The organism is Solimonas sp. SE-A11, from assembly GCF_030345715.1.
Taxonomy (GTDB): domain Bacteria; phylum Pseudomonadota; class Gammaproteobacteria; order Nevskiales; family Nevskiaceae; genus Solimonas_A.
This window is the reverse complement of the sequence record NZ_JAUASX010000001.1, coordinates 1-16,867: the sequence shown is the minus strand read 5'-3', so window position 1 is coordinate 16,867 and position 16,867 is coordinate 1. Positions and strand designations below refer to the sequence as shown.

Below are 16,867 nucleotides of genomic sequence, written 5' to 3'. Positions count from 1 at the left end.
ACGCTTGAGACGCACCCGGCGCGGGGGGATACTGGCGCCATACCCTTTCTACCGGAGCACGCCATGAGCCAGCCCGCCGAATACCGCAACATGGAACAGTTCTACCCCTACTACCTGCAGGAGCATTCCGACCGCACCTGCCGGCGCCTGCACTTCGTCGGCACCAGCCTGGGCCTGGCCCTGGTGATCTACGCCGTGGCCACGCAGACCTGGTGGCTGATCGCCGCCGCCTTCATCCAGGGCTATGCCTTTGCCTGGGTGGGACATTTCTTCTTCGAGCACAACAAGCCCGCCACGTTCCAGTATCCCTGGCTTTCCTATCTGGGCGACTGGAAGATGTGGTGGCAGATGCTCACCGGAAAAATCAAGATTTGATGCCGGAATAGCGGTAAAATCGCGCCCCGCACTGCGGGGCGTTTTCATTTATCTCCCATGAATCCTGATCTGCACCACTACGAAGTCATCGTGATCGGCGGTGGCCATGCTGGGCGAGCCGGGGCTGTCGTGGACTGCCAGTGGCAGTCCACGCCGGTGAGCGCTCCCGCCATGGATGGCGGGAGCCGGGTTTCTTAGCGAGGCAGGAGCCGGAGCTTAGAAACCGACGGTGCCAGCCCCAGAAGGTAGTTATGAACACTGAACTGCATCAGTACGAGGTGATCGTGATCGGTGGCGGCCATGCCGGTACCGAGGCCGCGCTGGCGGCTGCCCGCATGGGCCGCCGGACCCTGCTGGTGACGCAGAGCATCGAGACCCTGGGGCAGATGTCCTGCAACCCCGCCATCGGCGGCATCGGCAAGGGCCACCTGGTGCGCGAGATCGACGCCATGGGCGGCCTGATGGCGCGCGGCGCCGACCATGCCGGCATCCAGTTCCGCACGCTCAACGGCAGCAAGGGCCCGGCGGTGCGCGCCACCCGCGCCCAGGCCGACCGCGCTCTGTACAAGGCCTTCGTCCGCGACGCGCTGGAGAACCAGCCGGACCTGGAGCTGTTCCAGCAGGAAGTGGAAGACCTGATCGTGGAGGGCGGCCGCGTAGCCGGCGTGGTCACCCGCATGGGCCTGCGCTTCACCGCGCCGGCCGTGGTGCTGACCACCGGCACCTTCCTGGGCGGGCGCATCCACGTAGGCCTGTCCAACTACCAGGGCGGCCGCGCTGGCGACGCGCCGTCCAACGCCCTGTCCAGCCGCCTGCGCGAACTGATGCCGCGCACCGGCCGCCTCAAGACCGGCACCCCACCGCGCCTGGACGGCCGCACCATCGACTGGGCGGCGCTGCAGGAGCAGCCCGGCGACGATCCGCGCCCGGTGTTCTCCTTCCTGGGCTCGCGCGCCGACCACCCGCGCCAGGTGCCCTGCCACATCACCCACACCAACGAAGAGACGCACGAGATCATCCGCAGCGGCTTCGACCGCTCGCCGATGTTCACCGGCGTGATCGAGGGCGTGGGCCCGCGCTATTGCCCGAGCGTGGAGGACAAGGTCAACCGCTTCCGCGACAAGACCTCGCACCAGGTCTTCCTGGAGCCGGAAGGGCTGACCACCAACGAGATCTACCCGAACGGCATCTCCACCAGCCTGCCCTTCGACGTGCAGGAGCGCTTCGTGCGCAGCATGAAGGGCCTGGAGCAGGCGCGGATCGTGCGCCCCGGCTATGCCATCGAGTACGACTACTTCGACCCGCGCGACCTGCAGCGCTCGCTGGAGACGATGACGCTGTCCGGCCTGTTCTTCGCCGGCCAGATCAACGGCACCACCGGCTACGAGGAAGCGGCGGCGCAGGGCCTGCTGGCCGGCATCAACGCCGCCCGCCACGCCCGCGGCGAGCCGGCCTGGGTGCCGCAGCGCCACGAGTCCTACCTCGGCGTGCTGGTGGATGACCTCGTCACCCGCGGCACCACCGAGCCCTACCGCATGTTCACCTCGCGCGCCGAGCACCGCCTGCTGCTGCGCGAGGACAACGCCGACCTGCGCCTGACGCCGCAGGGCCGCGACATGGGCCTGGTGGACGACACGCGCTGGTCGGCCTTCGAGCGCAAGCGCGAGGACATCGCCCGCGAGCGCGGTCGCCTGCAGGAGCTGTGGCTCAAGCCGGCACAGCTGTCGCAGCCGGAGGTGGTGGCCGTGTTCGGCGCCGCGCCGGTGTCCTCCGGCCTGTCCGGCCTGGACCTGCTGCGCCGCCCCGAGGGCAGCTACGCCGTGCTCACCGGCCTGGGCCTGGCGCCGACGGACCTGGACCCGGCGGTGGCCGAGCAGGTGGAAATCCAGTGCAAGTACGCCGGCTACATCGAGCGCCAGCAACTGGAGATCGACCGCGCCCGCCGCTACGAGGAAGCGCCGCTGCCGGCCAACTTCGACTACCGCGCGGTGGCCGGCCTGTCCAACGAGGTGCGGCAGAAGCTGATCGACCACCGCCCGGACACGGTGGCGCAGGCATCACGCATCTCCGGCATCACCCCGGCGGCGGTCTCCCTGTTGCTGATCCACCTGAAGAAGCTGGGCCAACTGCGCAAAACCGCTTGATGGCGATCCCAAACCGTATTCAGATTCGGTTCATCGCCTCGGCATAGGCTGCGCACACCGTTTCACATACCCAAGGGAGTAACACCATGAAACAGCAGATCCTCACCGCCCTGTTCGTCGCCGGCTCGCTGGCTGCCGCCCCGTCCTTCGCCGCCGAAGGCAAGCTGGGCCTCAACGCCGGCGTGCAGGTCAACGGCCAGGGCGTCAACGTCAATGCCAACGCCGATGCCGGCGCGCAGGGCGACGAAGCCACCAGCCCGACGCTGGGCGAGACCGTCAAGGAAAAGGCCGGCGCCGCCAAGGACTACACGGTCGAGAAGGCCGGCCAGGCGAAGGAAGGCACCAAGAAGCTGGTGAACAAGGGCGCCGAGAAGACCAAGGCCGGCGTCAACAAGACCAAGGAAGTGACCGGCAAGGGCCTCTCGGCCACCGGCAACGTGCTGAACAACGCCGGCGCCGCCCTGCAGGGTTCGGCCGCCGCCTCCGCGGAAGCCGATGCCGACGCCCACGGCGCCCACGTGGGTGGCAAGGTCGAGGCCGGCGCCAAGAAGTAAGCGCCACTTCCGCTGCAGCCCAAGCCTCCGCGGGCAACCGCGGGGGCTTTTTTCATGGTCACGGCGTGACGCGCATCGCGCCCAACGCGCCGGACACGCTTGCCGCGCCAGGGCCACGCGCCGATCATCGGCGGCGATCATGGCCCACCTTCCCCTCCCCGACGCCACACGGCGCCTGCTGCTGCTCGGCCTGCTGGCCGGCGCCTGGCCGGCGGCACACGCGGCACCGCTGGCGGCGGTGGAGGCGCAAGCCTGGCTGCTGATGCGCGACGGCGAGTTGCTGGGCGAGCACGATGCCGACGCCCCGCGTCCAATGGCCAGCCTGACCAAGATGATGACGGCGCTGCTGGTGCTGGAAAGCGGCCGCAGCCTGGACGAGGTGGTGGCCGTGCCCGCCGCGGCCGCCCGCGACACCGGCACACGCCTGCGGCTGCGGGCCGGCGAGCGCATGCGCCTGGGCGACCTGCTGGCCGCCGCGGTCGTCGCCTCGGCCAACGACGCCTGCCAGGCCCTGGCCCTGGTGGTCGGCGGCAGCGGGACCGCCTTCGTGCGGCGCATGAACGCGCGCGCCGCCGCGCTGGGCCTGAAGCAGACCCGCTTCACCAATCCCTGCGGGCACGACGCCCCGGGTCATTTCAGCACCGCGCGCGAGCTGGCGGCGCTGGCGCTGACCGTGATGCGCGACCCGCGCTACCGGGTGCTGGCCGCCACCTCGCAAACCACGATCTCCAGCCGCGACACGACGCCGCGACGCTTCACCCTGTCCAACCGCAACGAGCTGGTGGGGCGCCATCCCGGCGTGGTCGGCGTGAAGAGCGGCACCACGCCCAATGCCGGCCGCTGCCTGGCCGCGTTCGCGATGCGCGGCGAGCACAGCGCCCTGCTGGTGATGCTGGATGCCCGCGAACGCTGGTGGACCGCCGGCGCCCTGCTCGACCGTGCCCTGGACGGCGATGCGCCCGCTCGCTGAACGCCATGCCCCCTGGCTGCTCGCCGCCCTGGTGGCGCTGGCCTATGCCGGCAGCTGGAACGGCGCCTTCCAGTACGACGACTTCCAGGTCATCGTCGACAACCCGGTGGTGCATTCCTGGGCGGCGCTGAGCGCGGACTTCGGCCACGGCCTGCGGCCGGTGCTGAAGCTGAGCTACTGGTTCAGCTGGGTCACCGGCGGCGGCTCCCCGCTGGCCTTCCATGCCTTCAATCTCGCCGTACACCTGGGCAACGTGCTGCTGGTCTGGGCGCTGGCGCGGCGCCTCTACGGCATCGCCGCCATGGAGCCGGCCCGCGCTGCGCCGGCCGCACTGCTGGCAGCGGCGGTGTTCGCCCTGCACCCGCTGCAGACCGAGGCGGTCACCTATATCTGCGGGCGCTCCACCTCGCTGATGTCGCTGTTCTGCCTGGCGGCGCTGCTGTGCTGGGACCGCTACCTGACGGATCGGCGCCTGCGCGATGCCGTGCTGGCCTGGCTCGCCTTTGCCTGCGCCGCCGGCACCAAGGAGCCGGCGCTGGTACTGCCGGTGGCGCTGCTGCTATGGGAATCGCTCCGCAGCCCCGGCGGCAGCTGGGGCGCAGGACTGCTGCGGCATGCGCCGTTCTGGCTGCTGCCGGCCGCGGCGCTGCTGGTGGTGGTGCCGCATACCGGCTATGCCGACTTCGCCGTCGCCAGCCTCAGCGAGCGCCCGCTGTGGCACAACGCCATGAGCCAGATCCATGCGCTGGTCTGGCTGCTGCGCGGCCTGCTGTTGCTGCGCGCGCCGAACTTCGACCCCGACCTGCCGGTGATCACCCAGGCCGATGCGGCACTGTGCGCCGAGGCCGCGCTGCTGCTGGCGCTGCTGGGCACGGGGCTGGCGGTGGCGCGGCCGCGGCCCTGGCTGGGCTTCTGCCTGGCCTGGGTGGTGCTGCAGCTCCTGCCGACCAACTCGATGATGCCGCGGCTGGACATCGCCAACGACCGCCAGTGGTATCTGCCGCTGGCGGGCGTGGCCTGGGCCGGCGGCGCGCTGCTGGCGGGGCCCTGGCAGCGGCCGTCGCGCCTGACGCGCCCGGCGATCATGGCGCTGCTCCTGGCGCTGGGGCTGGTCACCGCCTTCAGGAACGCCGACTACCGCAGCGAGATCGCGCTGTGGCAGGCCACGCTGCAGCATTCGCCGCACAAGGCCCGTGCCTGGAACAACTACGGCGTGGCCCTGCGCATGGCCGGGCGCGTCCCGGAAGCCCGCGCCGCCTACGCCCGATCGCTGGAGCTGGACCCGGGCTTCGCCCCGGCCCGGTCCAACCTCGGACTGCCGCCGCAACTGCCAAGCAGTTCGCCCTAGAAGGCTGGAATTCACATTCAGTGAGAAGCACGTCATCTTTTCCGCCGGGGCTTCCGATTAAGTTGGCGCCCCTGCGGAGCCGTTGGCCCGCCATATCTTTCCTTCAGAGGGAGTGCTTCACGATGAACAAGGGGATCTACCGTCGCAGCCTGCTGGCCCTGGCGATGCTTGCCGTGGTGCCGGCCCATGCCGCCGACCCGTTTGCGGTGCCGCCGTTCCCGAGCGACTACACGGCGCTGAAGTGCGACGTCTACGAGCAGGGCCGCGAGCAGGTGCAGCAGCAGCTCGACGCGCGCCGCGAAGCCAACCAGAACAAGGCCGACGCCGCAGGTCCGAAGATGCAGGCGGAGATGCAGGCCGCCATGCAGAGCGGCAACTACGCCGCGATCCAGCAGTACAGCGAGATGGGCCAGGGCCAGTTGAACCTGGGCGAGTCCGACGCCGACTGCATCGCGCTGGGCAGCTCCAACTCCAGCAGCGGCACCAGCCAGGCCATCGCACCGCCGTACCAGGCCGCCAGCGCCAGCTTCAAGGCCAAGGTCAGTGGCGCCACGCCGGGCGACACCAGCGCCTTCCAGGCGGCTTCCCCGGCCTACCTGGCCGAGCTGAACCAGGCCGTAGCCAAGACCCGCGCCACCGCCCAGCGCTGCAGCGCCGGCTACAACAAGCGCTACACCGCGCACGTCTCCAAGCTGAAGGGCTCGATGCGCGACATGATCGCCGCCCAAGCCGACGCGGAAGTGACCAAGCTGCAGTACGCCGAGCAGCTCTGGCAGGACGCCTACAACATCTGCGGCCGCGTGCAGCCGGAGCTGAGCATGGCCGCCACCGGCGGCTCGCGCTCCTACAGCGGCCGTCCGCGCGTCCCCGGCGTGGCGGGCGTGGTGGACTCGGCCAAGGACAGCGCCGTGGGCAAGGCCGTGGACAAGGCCTTCGGCTCGCTGTTCGGCCGATAAGGCGGTTGCGTTCAACAAAAGCCCCGCCATTGGCGGGGCTTTTCGTTTTGGCTGTGAAACCCCGCAGCCGTTCGTCCTGAAGTCCTGAGCTTGTCGAAGGATGAATGGCCCGCACTGGCAGCCCACTGAGACCGCCCGCATTTCGACACGCTCAACACGAATGGTCTCTGAACACTCATCCGGCACCCTGGCGCGAAACCAGGCTACGAGCACCCTCAGCTTTTCGGCAGCCAGTCCTGCAGCATCCCGCCCTGCTCCTTCAGCCACTCCCGCTGTGCGTCATACCCCGGCATCTGCCGCTCCACCAGCGCCCAGAAGCGCGGCGAATGGTTGCGGTGCACCAGATGGCAGAGCTCGTGGACGGCGACGTAGCGGAACACCTCCGGCGGCGCCAGCAACAGGCGCCAGGACAGGCAGATCAGCCCACCGGGATTGCAGCTGCCCCACTGAGTGCGTGTGTCGTTAACGCGCAGGCCGCTGGCCTGCACGCCGAGCCGGGCGCCTTCCTGGTCCAGCAGGTGGCGTGCTTCCTGGCGTGCGCGCTGCAGCAGGGCCCGGCGCAGGATCAGCTCCAGGTGGCGCGGCTGCAGGCCCAACTGCGGCGCGGCAAACAGGCACACGTCGTCCGGCCCGAAACGGACCTGCGGGCGCAGGCCAGAAGCCGGCACCAGGCGCAACGGCAGGCGCCGCCCCTGGAACAGCAACTCACCCTGGCCGTCCCAGCACAGCGCGGTGACCCCACGGCTGGCCTGCTGGTCGCGCAGCTCCGCCAGCTTCTCCCGCACCCAGCCTTGGCGCTCCTGCAGGAACGCCAGGGCCTGGGCCCGGGAGACCCAGCGCGGGTAGACCAGGCGCACCTCGGTGGACGAGCGGATCTCCACCTTGATGTGACGCGAACGCGGGCTGCGCCGCTCCACGAGGCGGTAATCCTCCTGGAACAGCTCGAACTGCGAGGTCGCGGGGGCTTCGGACATTTGTTTAAATTAATTAAACAAAATTAAAAATGCACCAATTAAATCTCACGCCAAAATGAAGGCCCGTTCGCGAAGGGGAACCCCGCGTGACAGGGCGCGGGATGCTTTCATCAAACGGCAAAAAATGCATCACCACCGTAGCGAAGCCCCGTCCTTGCAGCGTTTGCTGCGTTGCACAGGGCTTTTATCCACAGGCTTATCCCCCTCGCCTGTCGATAAAACACACTAAGCCCAAGGTCGGATGCCGGGGGGATCAGCCTGCCTGGTAGCCCATCTTGGCTAGCAGGCCGTCGAGCTCGTCCAGCGAATGGAAGGCCAGCCGGACCTCGCCCTTGCCGCTGCCATCAGCCTGGACCACCACGGTGCAGGCCAGGTGATCCGACAACTCCCGCTCCAGTCGCTGCCAGTCGCTGGGCTTGGCGGGGCGGAACACGATCTTGCTGTCCTTTTCCTGGGCGATGCGCTTTTCCAGGCCGCGCACGGTCAGCTTCAGGCGGATGACATCGTCCGCCCAGCGCATCTGCTCGTTGAGCGGCTGGCCAGCCAGCACCTTGGCATGGCCCAGCAGGATGTGGCCGTCGTTGACCAGCTCCTGCACCGGCGGGGCCAGGTTGAGCAGGCGCAGGTAGTTGCTGACGTACTCGCGGGACTTGCCGATGCGCCGGCCGATCTCTTCGTGCGTCATGCCGTGGATCTCGCCCAGGCGCTTGAGGCCGGCGGCGGCTTCCATCGGGCTCAGGGACTCGCGCTGCAGGTTCTCGATCAGGCCGACGACGAAGGCCTCGTCGTCGGACAGGTCGTCGCGGATCACCGCAGGAATCTCGTGCAGCCCGGCCAGCTGGGTCGCGCGCCAGCGGCGCTCGCCGGCCAGCAGCTCGTAGCCCCAGACCCGGGTACGCAGCACGATGGGCTGCACCACGCCGGACTCGCGGATCGATTCGGCCAACTCCTTCAAGGCGTCGGGGTCGAAGTGGCGCCGGGCTTGCTGGCTGCCCGGACGGATCAGGTCGATCGGGATTTCCTGGATGACGCCGGCAGACCGCTTCTTGCTCATGCGTTTATTGTACGGCGTGGGGTCTGCCGGCATGTACCCGTGCGTGGCCCGGCAGCGGCAAACCCTTGGCCCCCGGGGCATGGGATAATCCCCCGAATATGAAGGAGAACAACGGCATGGAAGAACAATTCCGGGCGATCATCGAGGCCATCGGCGAAAACCCCGAGCGTGAAGGCCTGCTGCGCACCCCCCACCGCGCGGCCAAGGCCATGGAGTTTCTGACCCAGGGCTACGAGCAGGACATCGGCGAGATCGTCAACGGCGCCGTGTTCGAGTCGCACAACGACGAGATGGTGATCGTCAAGGACATCGAGCTGTACTCGATGTGCGAGCACCACATGCTGCCCTTCGTGGGCCGCGCCCATGTCGCCTACCTGCCGAACGGCAAGGTGATCGGCCTGTCCAAGATCCCGCGCATCGTCGACATGTTCGCCCGGCGCCTGCAGATCCAGGAGAACCTGACCCAGCAGATCGGCCAGTGCCTGCAGGACACCATCGACGCCAAGGGCGTGGGCGTGGTCATTGAAGCGAAACATCTCTGCGCCATGATGCGGGGCGTACAGAAGCAGAATTCCAGCATGGTGACGTCCTTCATGCTGGGCCGGTTCCGCGAGGATCACCGCACCCGCCAGGAATTCCTGGACCTGATCCGGCGTCAAAGCTAAGAGCCGCGTCCTTTAGAGGACAGTTGTATAGGCTGATCCGAACCGGGCTAAACTCCGTATAAAGGGCATGGCCGTTGCCGCGGCAACGGCGCCGCCCGTACGACAAGTCATTGTATTGCTAACGGTTAATACGCCATGCTGAACGGAATCAACCCCGACCTGCCTGCCCAGCGCGAGGTGCTGCAATCGCTCGAGCCGACGGTGCGCGAGCTGATGCAGAAGCACCGCGACAGCCGCAAGCTGTGGATGCCCAGCGACCTGATGCCGGCCGACGAACTGGCCGACCCCAATTACGAGGAAGAGCTCAAGGCCCTGCGTGAGCGCGCCCGCGGCCTGCCCGACGGCGTGCGCGTGGCCATCGCCCTGAACCTGCTGACCGAGGAAGGCCTGCCGCACTTCCACCGCCTGGTGGCCGTGTACATGGGCCACGGCGGCGCCTGGGCCGAGTGGAACAACCTCTGGACCGCCGAGGAAGACCGCCACGGCTGCGTGCTGCGCGACTACGTGCGTGACGCCCGCGTCTTCAACATGAAGGCGCTGGAGGAGATGCAGTTCCAGTACATCGAGTCCGGTTTCGACCCGGACTGGAAGGATGACCCCTACCGCCTGCTGGCCTACACCAGCCTGCAGGAGAAGGCGACGCAGACCTCCCACGCCAACGCCGGCCGCCTGGCGGGCAACTACGAGCCCAAGCTGCAGAAGATCCTGGCGCACATCTGCGCCGACGAGTCGCGCCACTACGTGTTCTACCGCGACTCCTTCTCCGCCGTGATGAAGCTGGACATCAACCGCGCCCTGCACGCCCTGGCCGCGGTGGCCCCGGCGCTGGCCATGCCCGGCCACAACATCGCCGGCTTCGCGCAGATGTCCGAGGTGGAGCGCCGCGCCGGCATCTACGGTCCGCGCGAGTACCTGAAGCTGGTGGAGGACCTGGTCAAGCACTGGGCCATCGACAAGATGACCGGCCTGTCCGCCGTGGGCCGAGCCGCCCAGGACAAGGTCATGGAACTGCCCAAGCGCCTGTCGCGCATGGCCGACTACGTGGAGTCCAAGGCACACTCGCGCAGCTTCTCGTTCGAGTTCATCTACCAGCGCGCGTTCGAGATGGCCGGCGGGGCGGCTCGCTGAGCGGGTTTGTTTTTATCGACCGTCGCGGGCGTGAGCCTGCGGCGGTTTTTTGTTGGGTGCACTCTTGCCAGCTCCCTCTCCCCGCAAGCGGGGAGAGGGAGAAAGGCGCTACCTCCGCACCACAAATCCCTGCGCCAGAATCTCACTAGCAGCCACCCACTCCACCCCATCCACCCGCGCCGCCGGTGGCCCGCGATCCAGCCAGCCGCGCAACTCGGCCAATGCCTCCGGCGAGCCCGCTGCCCTACCCTCCACACGGCCATCAGGAAGGTTGCGCACCCAGCCATCCAGGCCCAAGCGGGTGGCGGTATCGGCGGTGCTCTGGCGGAAGAACACGCCCTGCACGCGTCCGGATACGATGAAGCGGTAACATTCACGCATAGCTGAAGAATCGGGTGGTTTCATGGGCATCATCTCGCAAATCCGCCGTGGCGTGGCTGCGGTCCGGCAGCTCCGGGGCACGCCGTTGCCCGAGGGCGAGCCGGAGCTGGCCGCCTTCTCGGCCGCGATCCCGGTGGGCCCCGACGGCGCGCCGCTGTGGCAGATCGACGTACAGGTCACCACCGAGCCGCATGCCGACGGCGAGCGCCTGCGCCTGCGCGCACGCATCCAGACCAACCTGGCCTCGGCGCTGAAGCCGGCGCTGGGCGCGCCGGTGGCGCTGTCCGACAGCCGCGCGCTGACCCTGGCGGAGCGTACCGGCTCGCTGGTGCAGCGCACCGCCAACCGCGTGCTGAATCTGCCGGCGGTGCGGGCCTTCGCCGAGCCGCTGCTGAGCAACGACTTCAACACCTTCATCGAGGTGCAGGCCTCCACCGCCTCGCTCGACGCGGGCGCGGGCGAGCTGATCCCGCAGAGCGACAAGCTGGCGGCGCTGGGCATCCAGCCGCGCCGCGCCGGCGACCAGCCGATGGCGGAGACCTGGAGCGGCCAGGCGGCCGACGGTTTCGCGCAGGTGTCCCTGCTGCAGATCGACAAGCGCCACCTGCCGCCGGGCCTGGCGCAACGCCTGGGCGACAAGCCTTTCCAGCTGGCGGCGGCCATCGTCAACACGGCGCAGCAGAAGAAGTAGTGACGGCCTCGGCCTGGGAAGCCGCATGAACGCCGCGAAGAAGGCCCGCTGATGGCGCGCACGCGCTCGCGCGAGGTGCTGCAGCTGGCCCTGCCGATCATCGGCGGCATGGCCTCGCAGAACCTGCTGAACCTGGCCGACGCCTGGATGGTGGGCGGCCTGGGCCCGGACGCACTGGCGGCCACCGGCATCGCCAACTTCGTCAACTTCATCGCCTTTGCCTTCATCATGGGCTTCGCCAGCGCGGTGCAGGCCATCGCGGCGCGGCGTGCCGGCGAGGGCCACACCGACGAACTGGCGGTGCCACTCAACGGCGGGCTGCTGCTGTCACTGCTGATCGGCGTGCCGATGTCGGCGCTGCTGATCTGGTTCACGCCGGAAATCCTCGGCGCACTCACCACCGACCCCAATGTGGTGCGCGAGGGCACGCCCTACCTGCAGTGGCGGCTGGTGGCGGTGGCGGCGGTGGGCATGAACTTCGCGTTCCGCGGCTACTGGAGCGCGGTGAAGATGACGCGCCTCTACCTGCTGACGCTGGTGGAGATGCACGCGCTCAACATCCTGTTCAGCTACTCGCTGATCTACGGTCACTTCGGCCTGCCGGCGATGGGCACGGCGGGCGCCGGCCTGGGCACCACGCTGGCGACGCTGGCCGGCACCGGCATCTACTTCTTCCTGGCCTCGCGCCATGCCGGCCCGCACGGCTTCCTGCGGCGCCGGCCCACGCCGGAGCAGTTCCGCAGCCTGCTGCGCCTGAGCATCCCCTCCTGCGTCCAGCAGCTGCTGTTCTCCAGCGGCTTCCTGGTGCTGTTCTGGATCGTCGGCAAGATCGGCACGCCGCAACTGGCGGTGGCCAGCGTGCTGATCACGATCACGCTGACGGCGGTGCTGCCGTCGATGGGCTTCGGCCTGGCCGCCGCCACGCTCTGCGCCCAGGCTCTGGGCCGCGGCGATGCCGAGGACGCCCAGCGCTGGGCCTGGGACACCTACAAGGTGGCGCTGTGGGTGTTCGCGGGGCTATCGATCCCCATGCTGCTGCTGCCGGGGCCGGTGCTGGCCTTCTTCCTGCGCGATCCGGCACTGGTGGAACTGGGCCGGCTGCCGCTGCAGCTGATCGGCGCCACGGTGGCGCTCGACGGCCTGGGACTGATCATGATGCAGGCGCTGCTCGGCGCGGGCGCGGCCAAGCTGGTGATGAAGGTGTCGGTGGGCCTGCAGTGGCTGCTGTTCCTGCCGCTGGCCTGGCTGCTGGGCCCGGTGCTGGGTTACGGCCTGGTGGCGCTGTGGATGGCGATGGGCGCCTACCGCCTGCTGCAGGCGCTGATCTTCACCATGGCCTGGCAGAAGCGGGGCTGGGCGGCGATCCGGGTCTGAACTCCCCGTGTAGGAGCCAGCTTGCTGGCGACTTCCCGCATCGCCTCGCCAGCAAGCTGGCTCCTACAAAACCTCCGTCGGCGATCGGCTACAGAAAATGCCGCGCCGCCCACCAGGCCAGCCCGCCGACGGCGGCCATCGCCAGCACCAACACGATGATGCCGGCACGGCGCTGGCCCTGGCCGGCGACGACGATGCCGTGACGGCGCTCCTGATCCTGCAGGTAGTCCTCCAGCAGGCGCGCATTGATTCGGTTGGCCTTGAAGGCGAAATCGAAGACGTCGCCCAGCACCGGCACCAGGCCCACCAGCGCGTCCAGGGCGGCGAAACCCGTCATCTTCAACAGCAGCGGCCGTGGGGCACCCAGCTTCACGCCTTCGTAGACCACGAATCCGGACAGCGCCAGGCCCACGATATCGCCGACCACCGGCACCAGGCCGACCACCGAGTCCACGCCAAACTTCCAGCCCAGCCCCGGAATGCGGATGGCCTCATCCAGCAGCCGGGAAAGCCGCTGCAGGCGGCGGCGGGAGGCTTGCACCTCGGCCAAGGGGGCCAGCACATCGCGGGAGGTAGTGTCCATCCCCCCATTATCGCTAACCTATAGGCCATAACCAGCTGAATACAGGATTCCGGGGACCATGCGAGCCTTGCTGTACAAACTGATGTTCCTGCTCGCGTACTGGGTGTTCCGGCCCTTCAACCGCTACATCCACTACACCACCACGCCGGCGGCGCTGCGCGACAGCCTCAAGCTGGACGTGACCAAGCCGGTGGTCTACATCCTGGCGACGCGCTCCTGGGCCGACCTGTTCGTACTGGACCGCATCTGCAAGGACCTGGGGCTGCCGCGGCCCAACCGCACCGGCTCCAACTTCCCCAGCATCGAGAAGGCCGGGGTGGTGTACCTGCCGGCGCTGCTGGAGACGCGCATGCGCTCCACCGAGCTGACGCGCCTGATCGAGACCGGCATCGCCACGCAGGATTTCGACGCGCAACTGGTGCCGGTATCGGTGTTCTGGGGCCGCGACCCGGGCCGCGAGAAGAGCTGGTTCGAACTGCTGTTCGCCGATAGCGTGCAGGCGGGCATGGTGCGCAAGTTCTTCATCATGCTGGCCAACGGCCGCAGCGTGTTCGCCAACTTCGGCCTGCCGCTGTCGTTCCGCGAGTTCGTCAGCCGCGAGCCGGACGCCACCCGTGCAATCCGCAAGCTGACCCGCACGCTGCATTTCCACTTCCTGCGCGCTCGCACCGCGGCGCTGGGCCCCACCCTGCTGCCGCGCCACGTCGTCATCAACGGCCTGCTGCAGCGCAAGAACGTGCTCGAGGCCGTGGATGCCGCCACCAAGGGCGGCTCGATGACGCGTGAGAAGGCGCTGGCGCATGCGCGCAAGTGCGCCGACGAGATCGCGGCGGACTACACCAACAACGTCATCGTCTTCATCGAGCGCTTCCTCGGCGCCATCCTGTTCAAGCGCGTATTCAGCGCCATCGACGTGCGCGGCCTGGATCGCTTGCGCGAATGGGCGCAGCAGGGCTATGAAATCGTCTACATGCCCTCGCACCGCTCGCATGCGGACTACCTGCTGGTGTCGTACACGCTGTACCACGCCGGCCTGGTGCCACCGCACATCGCGGCGGGCGTGAACCTCAACTTCTGGCCGGTGGGCGGGCTGCTGCGCGGCGCCGGCGCCTTCTACCTGCGCCGCAGCTTCGCCGGCGACTACATCTACAGCGCGGTGTTCCGCGCCTACGTCGATTCGCTGATCCAGCGCGGCTACGCCATCGAGTTCTTCCCCGAGGGCGGCCGCAGCCGCACCGGCCGCCTGCTCGCCCCCAAAACCGGCATGCTGTCGATGGTGGTGGAGGCCAGCCTCAAGCAGCGCACGCGCAAGGTCGTGCTGGTGCCGGTGTTCATCGGCTACGACAAGTGCTGGGAGGTGGCGAGCTACGCCAAGGAACTCAAGGGCGCCAAGAAGCAGAAGGAATCCGCCGAGGGCCTGCTCAAGGCCGGCAAGATCCTGGGCAAGTCCTACGGCAAGGCCTACATCAGCTTCGGCGAGCCGACGGTGTTGCAGGACCACGCCGACAAGCATCTGCCGGGCTGGCGCGAGGCCTTTGCCGCCGACAACGGCGAGCTGCCGCCGCAGTACAAGGCCTACGTCGGCCAGCTGGCGCTGCAGCATATGCGCGACATCAACGCCGCCGCGGTGGCCAACCCGGTGGGCCTGGCGGCGGTGGCGCTGCTGGCCTCGCCGCAGCGCGCGGTGTCGGAGGACGAGTTCGTCGAGCAGATCGGCCACCTGGTGTGGCTGCTCAAGGGCCACCCGGACAACGCCAACCTCTACATCCCCGAGTCGGCGCCCAAGGCCATCGTGGAGGGCAGCGCGCCGATCGCGCGCATCCTGCGCGTGCCGCACAAGTGGGGCGACCTGCACGCCATCACCGACAACGATGCCGTCGCGCTGACCTACAACCGCAACAACATCCAGCACCTGTTCGCGATCCCGTCGATGATCGCCAACCAGTTCCGCACGCGCATGCTGCTGTCCGAAGAGGCCATCGTGCTGGGCGTGCGCGCGCTCTACCCCTTCCTGCGCACCGAGTTCTTCCTGCGCTGGCAGCCGGATGAGGTGGAGGGCGTTACGCGCCAGTGGCTGGAGGTGATGATCCGCCTCGGCCTGCTGAGCCGCGAGGGCGACCGCTTGCAGCGCCCGGACGTGACCAGCCCGGCCTTCTCTACGCTGGCCATGCTCGGCCGCGTGATGGGCGAGACCCTGGAGCGCTACTGCATCACCGCCCTGCTGCTGGCCGAGGAGCGTCGCACCCAGCAGTCGCTCAAGCGCGAGCGCTTCGAGGAAGACTGCCGCCTGATCGCCGAGCGCATGGCGATCCTCACCGGCCGCGACGCCCCGGAGTTCTTCGACAAGGCCCTGTTCCGCGGCTACCTCAACACCCTGATCGAGGTCGGCCTGGTGGTGGAGACCGGCGACCGGGGCCTGGCCGTGGACGCGCGCATCGAACGCATCGCCGAGCGCTCGCTGGAAATGCTCTCGGACGAGACCCGGCAGATGCTGCTGCAACTGCTGTCGCGCCGGAAGATGGCCGAATCGGCCACCCCGGAAGCTGATAGCACGTCCTCGGAACCGACCCCGCCCGACCCTGTCTGATAGGACCTCAGGGGGCCTCCGAGGCCCCTTCTGAACAGGCGTTAGACGCCCCGGAAGGACTCGCTATAATCCGGGTCGCCCGGGGGCTTCGCCCCCTTTTTTCATACCTACGAGATTCCTATGCAGAAGAAAATGCTGGTTCTGGCCGCCGTCGTCGCGTCCAGCCTGTCCGTTGCCTGCGCCAAGAAGGAAGGCGGTGCCGAGGCCGGTGGTTCCGCCGGCTCCGGCGATCTCCAGACCGACGCCCAGAAGTTCGGCTACTCCATCGGCGTGGACCTGGGCCGCTCCCTGGCTCCGGTCAAGGACGACGTGGACGTCAAGGCGCTGAAAGCCGGCCTGGATGACGCCGCCGCCGCCGCCGCCAAGGTCGAGGAAGCCAAGAAGGCCCTGGCCGCCAAGCCGGACGACGCCAAGCTGAAGGAAGCCCTGGCCGAGGCCGAGAAGATGCCCGGCATCAAGCTCGACGACAAGCAGCGCGAAGAAGTGAAGATGAACGTGGCCAAGAAGCTTCAGGAGAAGCAGGCCACCGAGCGCAACAAGCAGTCGGAGACCGCCAAGGCCGCCGGTGAGAAGTTCCTGGCCGAGAACGCCAAGAAGGCCGGCGTGAAGACCACCGCCTCGGGCCTGCAGTACGAGGTCGTCACCGAGGGCAAGGGCACCAAGCCGAAGGCCTCCGACACCGTCACCGTGCACTACAAGGGCACGCTGCTGAACGGCGAGGAGTTCGACAGCTCCTACTCGCGCAACCAGCCGGTCACCTTCCCGCTGGCCAACGTGATCCCGGGCTGGACCGAAGGCGTGCAGCTGATGACGCCGGGCTCCAAGTACAAGTTCTACATCCCCTCCGAGCTCGGCTACGGCGAGCGCGGCGCGGGCGTGAAGATCGGCCCCAACGAGACCCTGGTGTTCGAGGTCGAGCTGCTGTCGGTGGGCGAGCAGAAGTAAGGAACCCCAGGCTCCAGTGACCCGTCCTGAAGTAGGTTGACACCTATGCGGGATAAAGCTGGTTGCTAAAGTATGCTGGATACAGACGCCCGATGGACTTCATCGGGCGTTTTGTATTTGAGGGCCAAGTGTGGCCGT

Annotated in this window: 16 protein-coding genes; 12 read left to right on the top strand and 4 right to left on the bottom strand. The window is 68.2% G+C overall.

Features of this window, described 5'->3' with window-relative positions:
• The first annotated feature begins 63 nt into the window (after positions 1-63).
• The 6 genes from QT386_RS00080 to QT386_RS00055 all read left to right on the top strand — a co-directional run bounded on the left by QT386_RS00080 (position 64) and on the right by QT386_RS00055 (position 6,347).
• The gene (locus tag QT386_RS00080) at positions 64-375 is read left to right on the top strand and encodes a DUF962 domain-containing protein (RefSeq protein WP_289271682.1); all 312 of its coding nucleotides are present in this window, start codon (positions 64-66) and stop codon (positions 373-375) included.
• Positions 376-626: 251 nt separating this feature from the next.
• A complete protein-coding gene (mnmG, locus tag QT386_RS00075; protein ID WP_289271681.1) occupies positions 627-2,519 on the top strand; it encodes a tRNA uridine-5-carboxymethylaminomethyl(34) synthesis enzyme MnmG in 1,893 nt (630 codons plus the stop codon).
• Positions 2,520-2,605: 86 nt separating this feature from the next.
• Positions 2,606-3,073, top strand: a complete 468-nt coding sequence (locus tag QT386_RS00070) for a hypothetical protein (protein WP_289271680.1) — start codon at positions 2,606-2,608, stop codon at positions 3,071-3,073.
• A 139-nt stretch (positions 3,074-3,212) separates the two neighbouring features.
• Positions 3,213-4,043, top strand: coding sequence for a D-alanyl-D-alanine carboxypeptidase family protein (locus QT386_RS00065; protein WP_289271679.1), 831 nt, complete (start codon positions 3,213-3,215; stop codon positions 4,041-4,043).
• Positions 3,970-5,391, top strand: a complete 1,422-nt coding sequence (locus QT386_RS00060; RefSeq protein WP_289271678.1) for a tetratricopeptide repeat protein — start codon at positions 3,970-3,972, stop codon at positions 5,389-5,391. The genes QT386_RS00065 and QT386_RS00060 overlap by 74 nt, the downstream gene beginning before the upstream one ends.
• 122 nt (positions 5,392-5,513) lie before the next feature.
• The gene (locus QT386_RS00055; RefSeq protein ID WP_289271677.1) at positions 5,514-6,347 is read left to right on the top strand and encodes a hypothetical protein; all 834 of its coding nucleotides are present in this window, start codon (positions 5,514-5,516) and stop codon (positions 6,345-6,347) included.
• Between the two features lie 215 nt (positions 6,348-6,562).
• On the opposite strand, the gene QT386_RS00050 is transcribed toward QT386_RS00055, so the two are convergent.
• Positions 6,563-7,321 (bottom strand): M48 family metallopeptidase, encoded by a 759-nt coding sequence (locus QT386_RS00050; RefSeq protein ID WP_289271676.1) that lies wholly within the window; start codon positions 7,319-7,321, stop codon positions 6,563-6,565.
• Positions 7,322-7,574: 253 nt separating this feature from the next.
• Complete coding sequence (locus QT386_RS00045) at positions 7,575-8,375, bottom strand: ParB/RepB/Spo0J family partition protein (protein ID WP_289271675.1); 801 nt, start codon at positions 8,373-8,375, stop codon at positions 7,575-7,577.
• A 98-nt stretch (positions 8,376-8,473) separates the two neighbouring features.
• On the opposite strand from QT386_RS00045, the gene folE reads away from it, so the two are divergent.
• Positions 8,474-9,040, top strand: coding sequence for a GTP cyclohydrolase I FolE (folE, locus tag QT386_RS00040; protein WP_289271674.1), 567 nt, complete (start codon positions 8,474-8,476; stop codon positions 9,038-9,040).
• Positions 9,041-9,175: 135 nt separating this feature from the next.
• On the top strand, positions 9,176-10,168 hold the full coding sequence (locus QT386_RS00035) for an acyl-ACP desaturase (protein WP_289271673.1): 993 nt from the start codon (positions 9,176-9,178) through the stop codon (positions 10,166-10,168).
• Positions 10,169-10,276: 108 nt separating this feature from the next.
• Here the strand turns inward: QT386_RS00035 and QT386_RS00030 are convergent, their stop codons facing one another.
• Positions 10,277-10,549: an acylphosphatase gene (locus QT386_RS00030; RefSeq protein WP_289271672.1), complete on the bottom strand. Its 273-nt coding sequence runs from the start codon at positions 10,547-10,549 to the stop codon at positions 10,277-10,279.
• 22 nt (positions 10,550-10,571) lie between these two features.
• Between QT386_RS00030 and QT386_RS00025 the strand changes: the two genes are divergently transcribed.
• Complete coding sequence (locus QT386_RS00025) at positions 10,572-11,240, top strand: hypothetical protein (RefSeq protein WP_289271671.1); 669 nt, start codon at positions 10,572-10,574, stop codon at positions 11,238-11,240.
• A 51-nt stretch (positions 11,241-11,291) separates the two neighbouring features.
• Positions 11,292-12,614 (top strand): MATE family efflux transporter, encoded by a 1,323-nt coding sequence (locus QT386_RS00020; protein ID WP_289271670.1) that lies wholly within the window; start codon positions 11,292-11,294, stop codon positions 12,612-12,614.
• Positions 12,615-12,702: 88 nt separating this feature from the next.
• Here the strand turns inward: QT386_RS00020 and QT386_RS00015 are convergent, their stop codons facing one another.
• Positions 12,703-13,197, bottom strand: a complete 495-nt coding sequence (locus tag QT386_RS00015) for a DUF4112 domain-containing protein (RefSeq protein WP_289271669.1) — start codon at positions 13,195-13,197, stop codon at positions 12,703-12,705.
• A gap of 58 nt (positions 13,198-13,255) precedes the next feature.
• Here QT386_RS00015 and plsB point away from each other — a divergent pair, with 58 nt between their 5' ends.
• Together plsB and QT386_RS00005 are read left to right on the top strand one after the other, a co-directional pair.
• The gene (gene plsB, locus QT386_RS00010; RefSeq protein ID WP_289271668.1) at positions 13,256-15,784 is read left to right on the top strand and encodes a glycerol-3-phosphate 1-O-acyltransferase PlsB; all 2,529 of its coding nucleotides are present in this window, start codon (positions 13,256-13,258) and stop codon (positions 15,782-15,784) included.
• Between the two features lie 120 nt (positions 15,785-15,904).
• Positions 15,905-16,729: an FKBP-type peptidyl-prolyl cis-trans isomerase gene (locus tag QT386_RS00005; RefSeq protein ID WP_289271667.1), complete on the top strand. Its 825-nt coding sequence runs from the start codon at positions 15,905-15,907 to the stop codon at positions 16,727-16,729.
• The last annotated feature ends 138 nt before the right edge of the window (positions 16,730-16,867 follow it).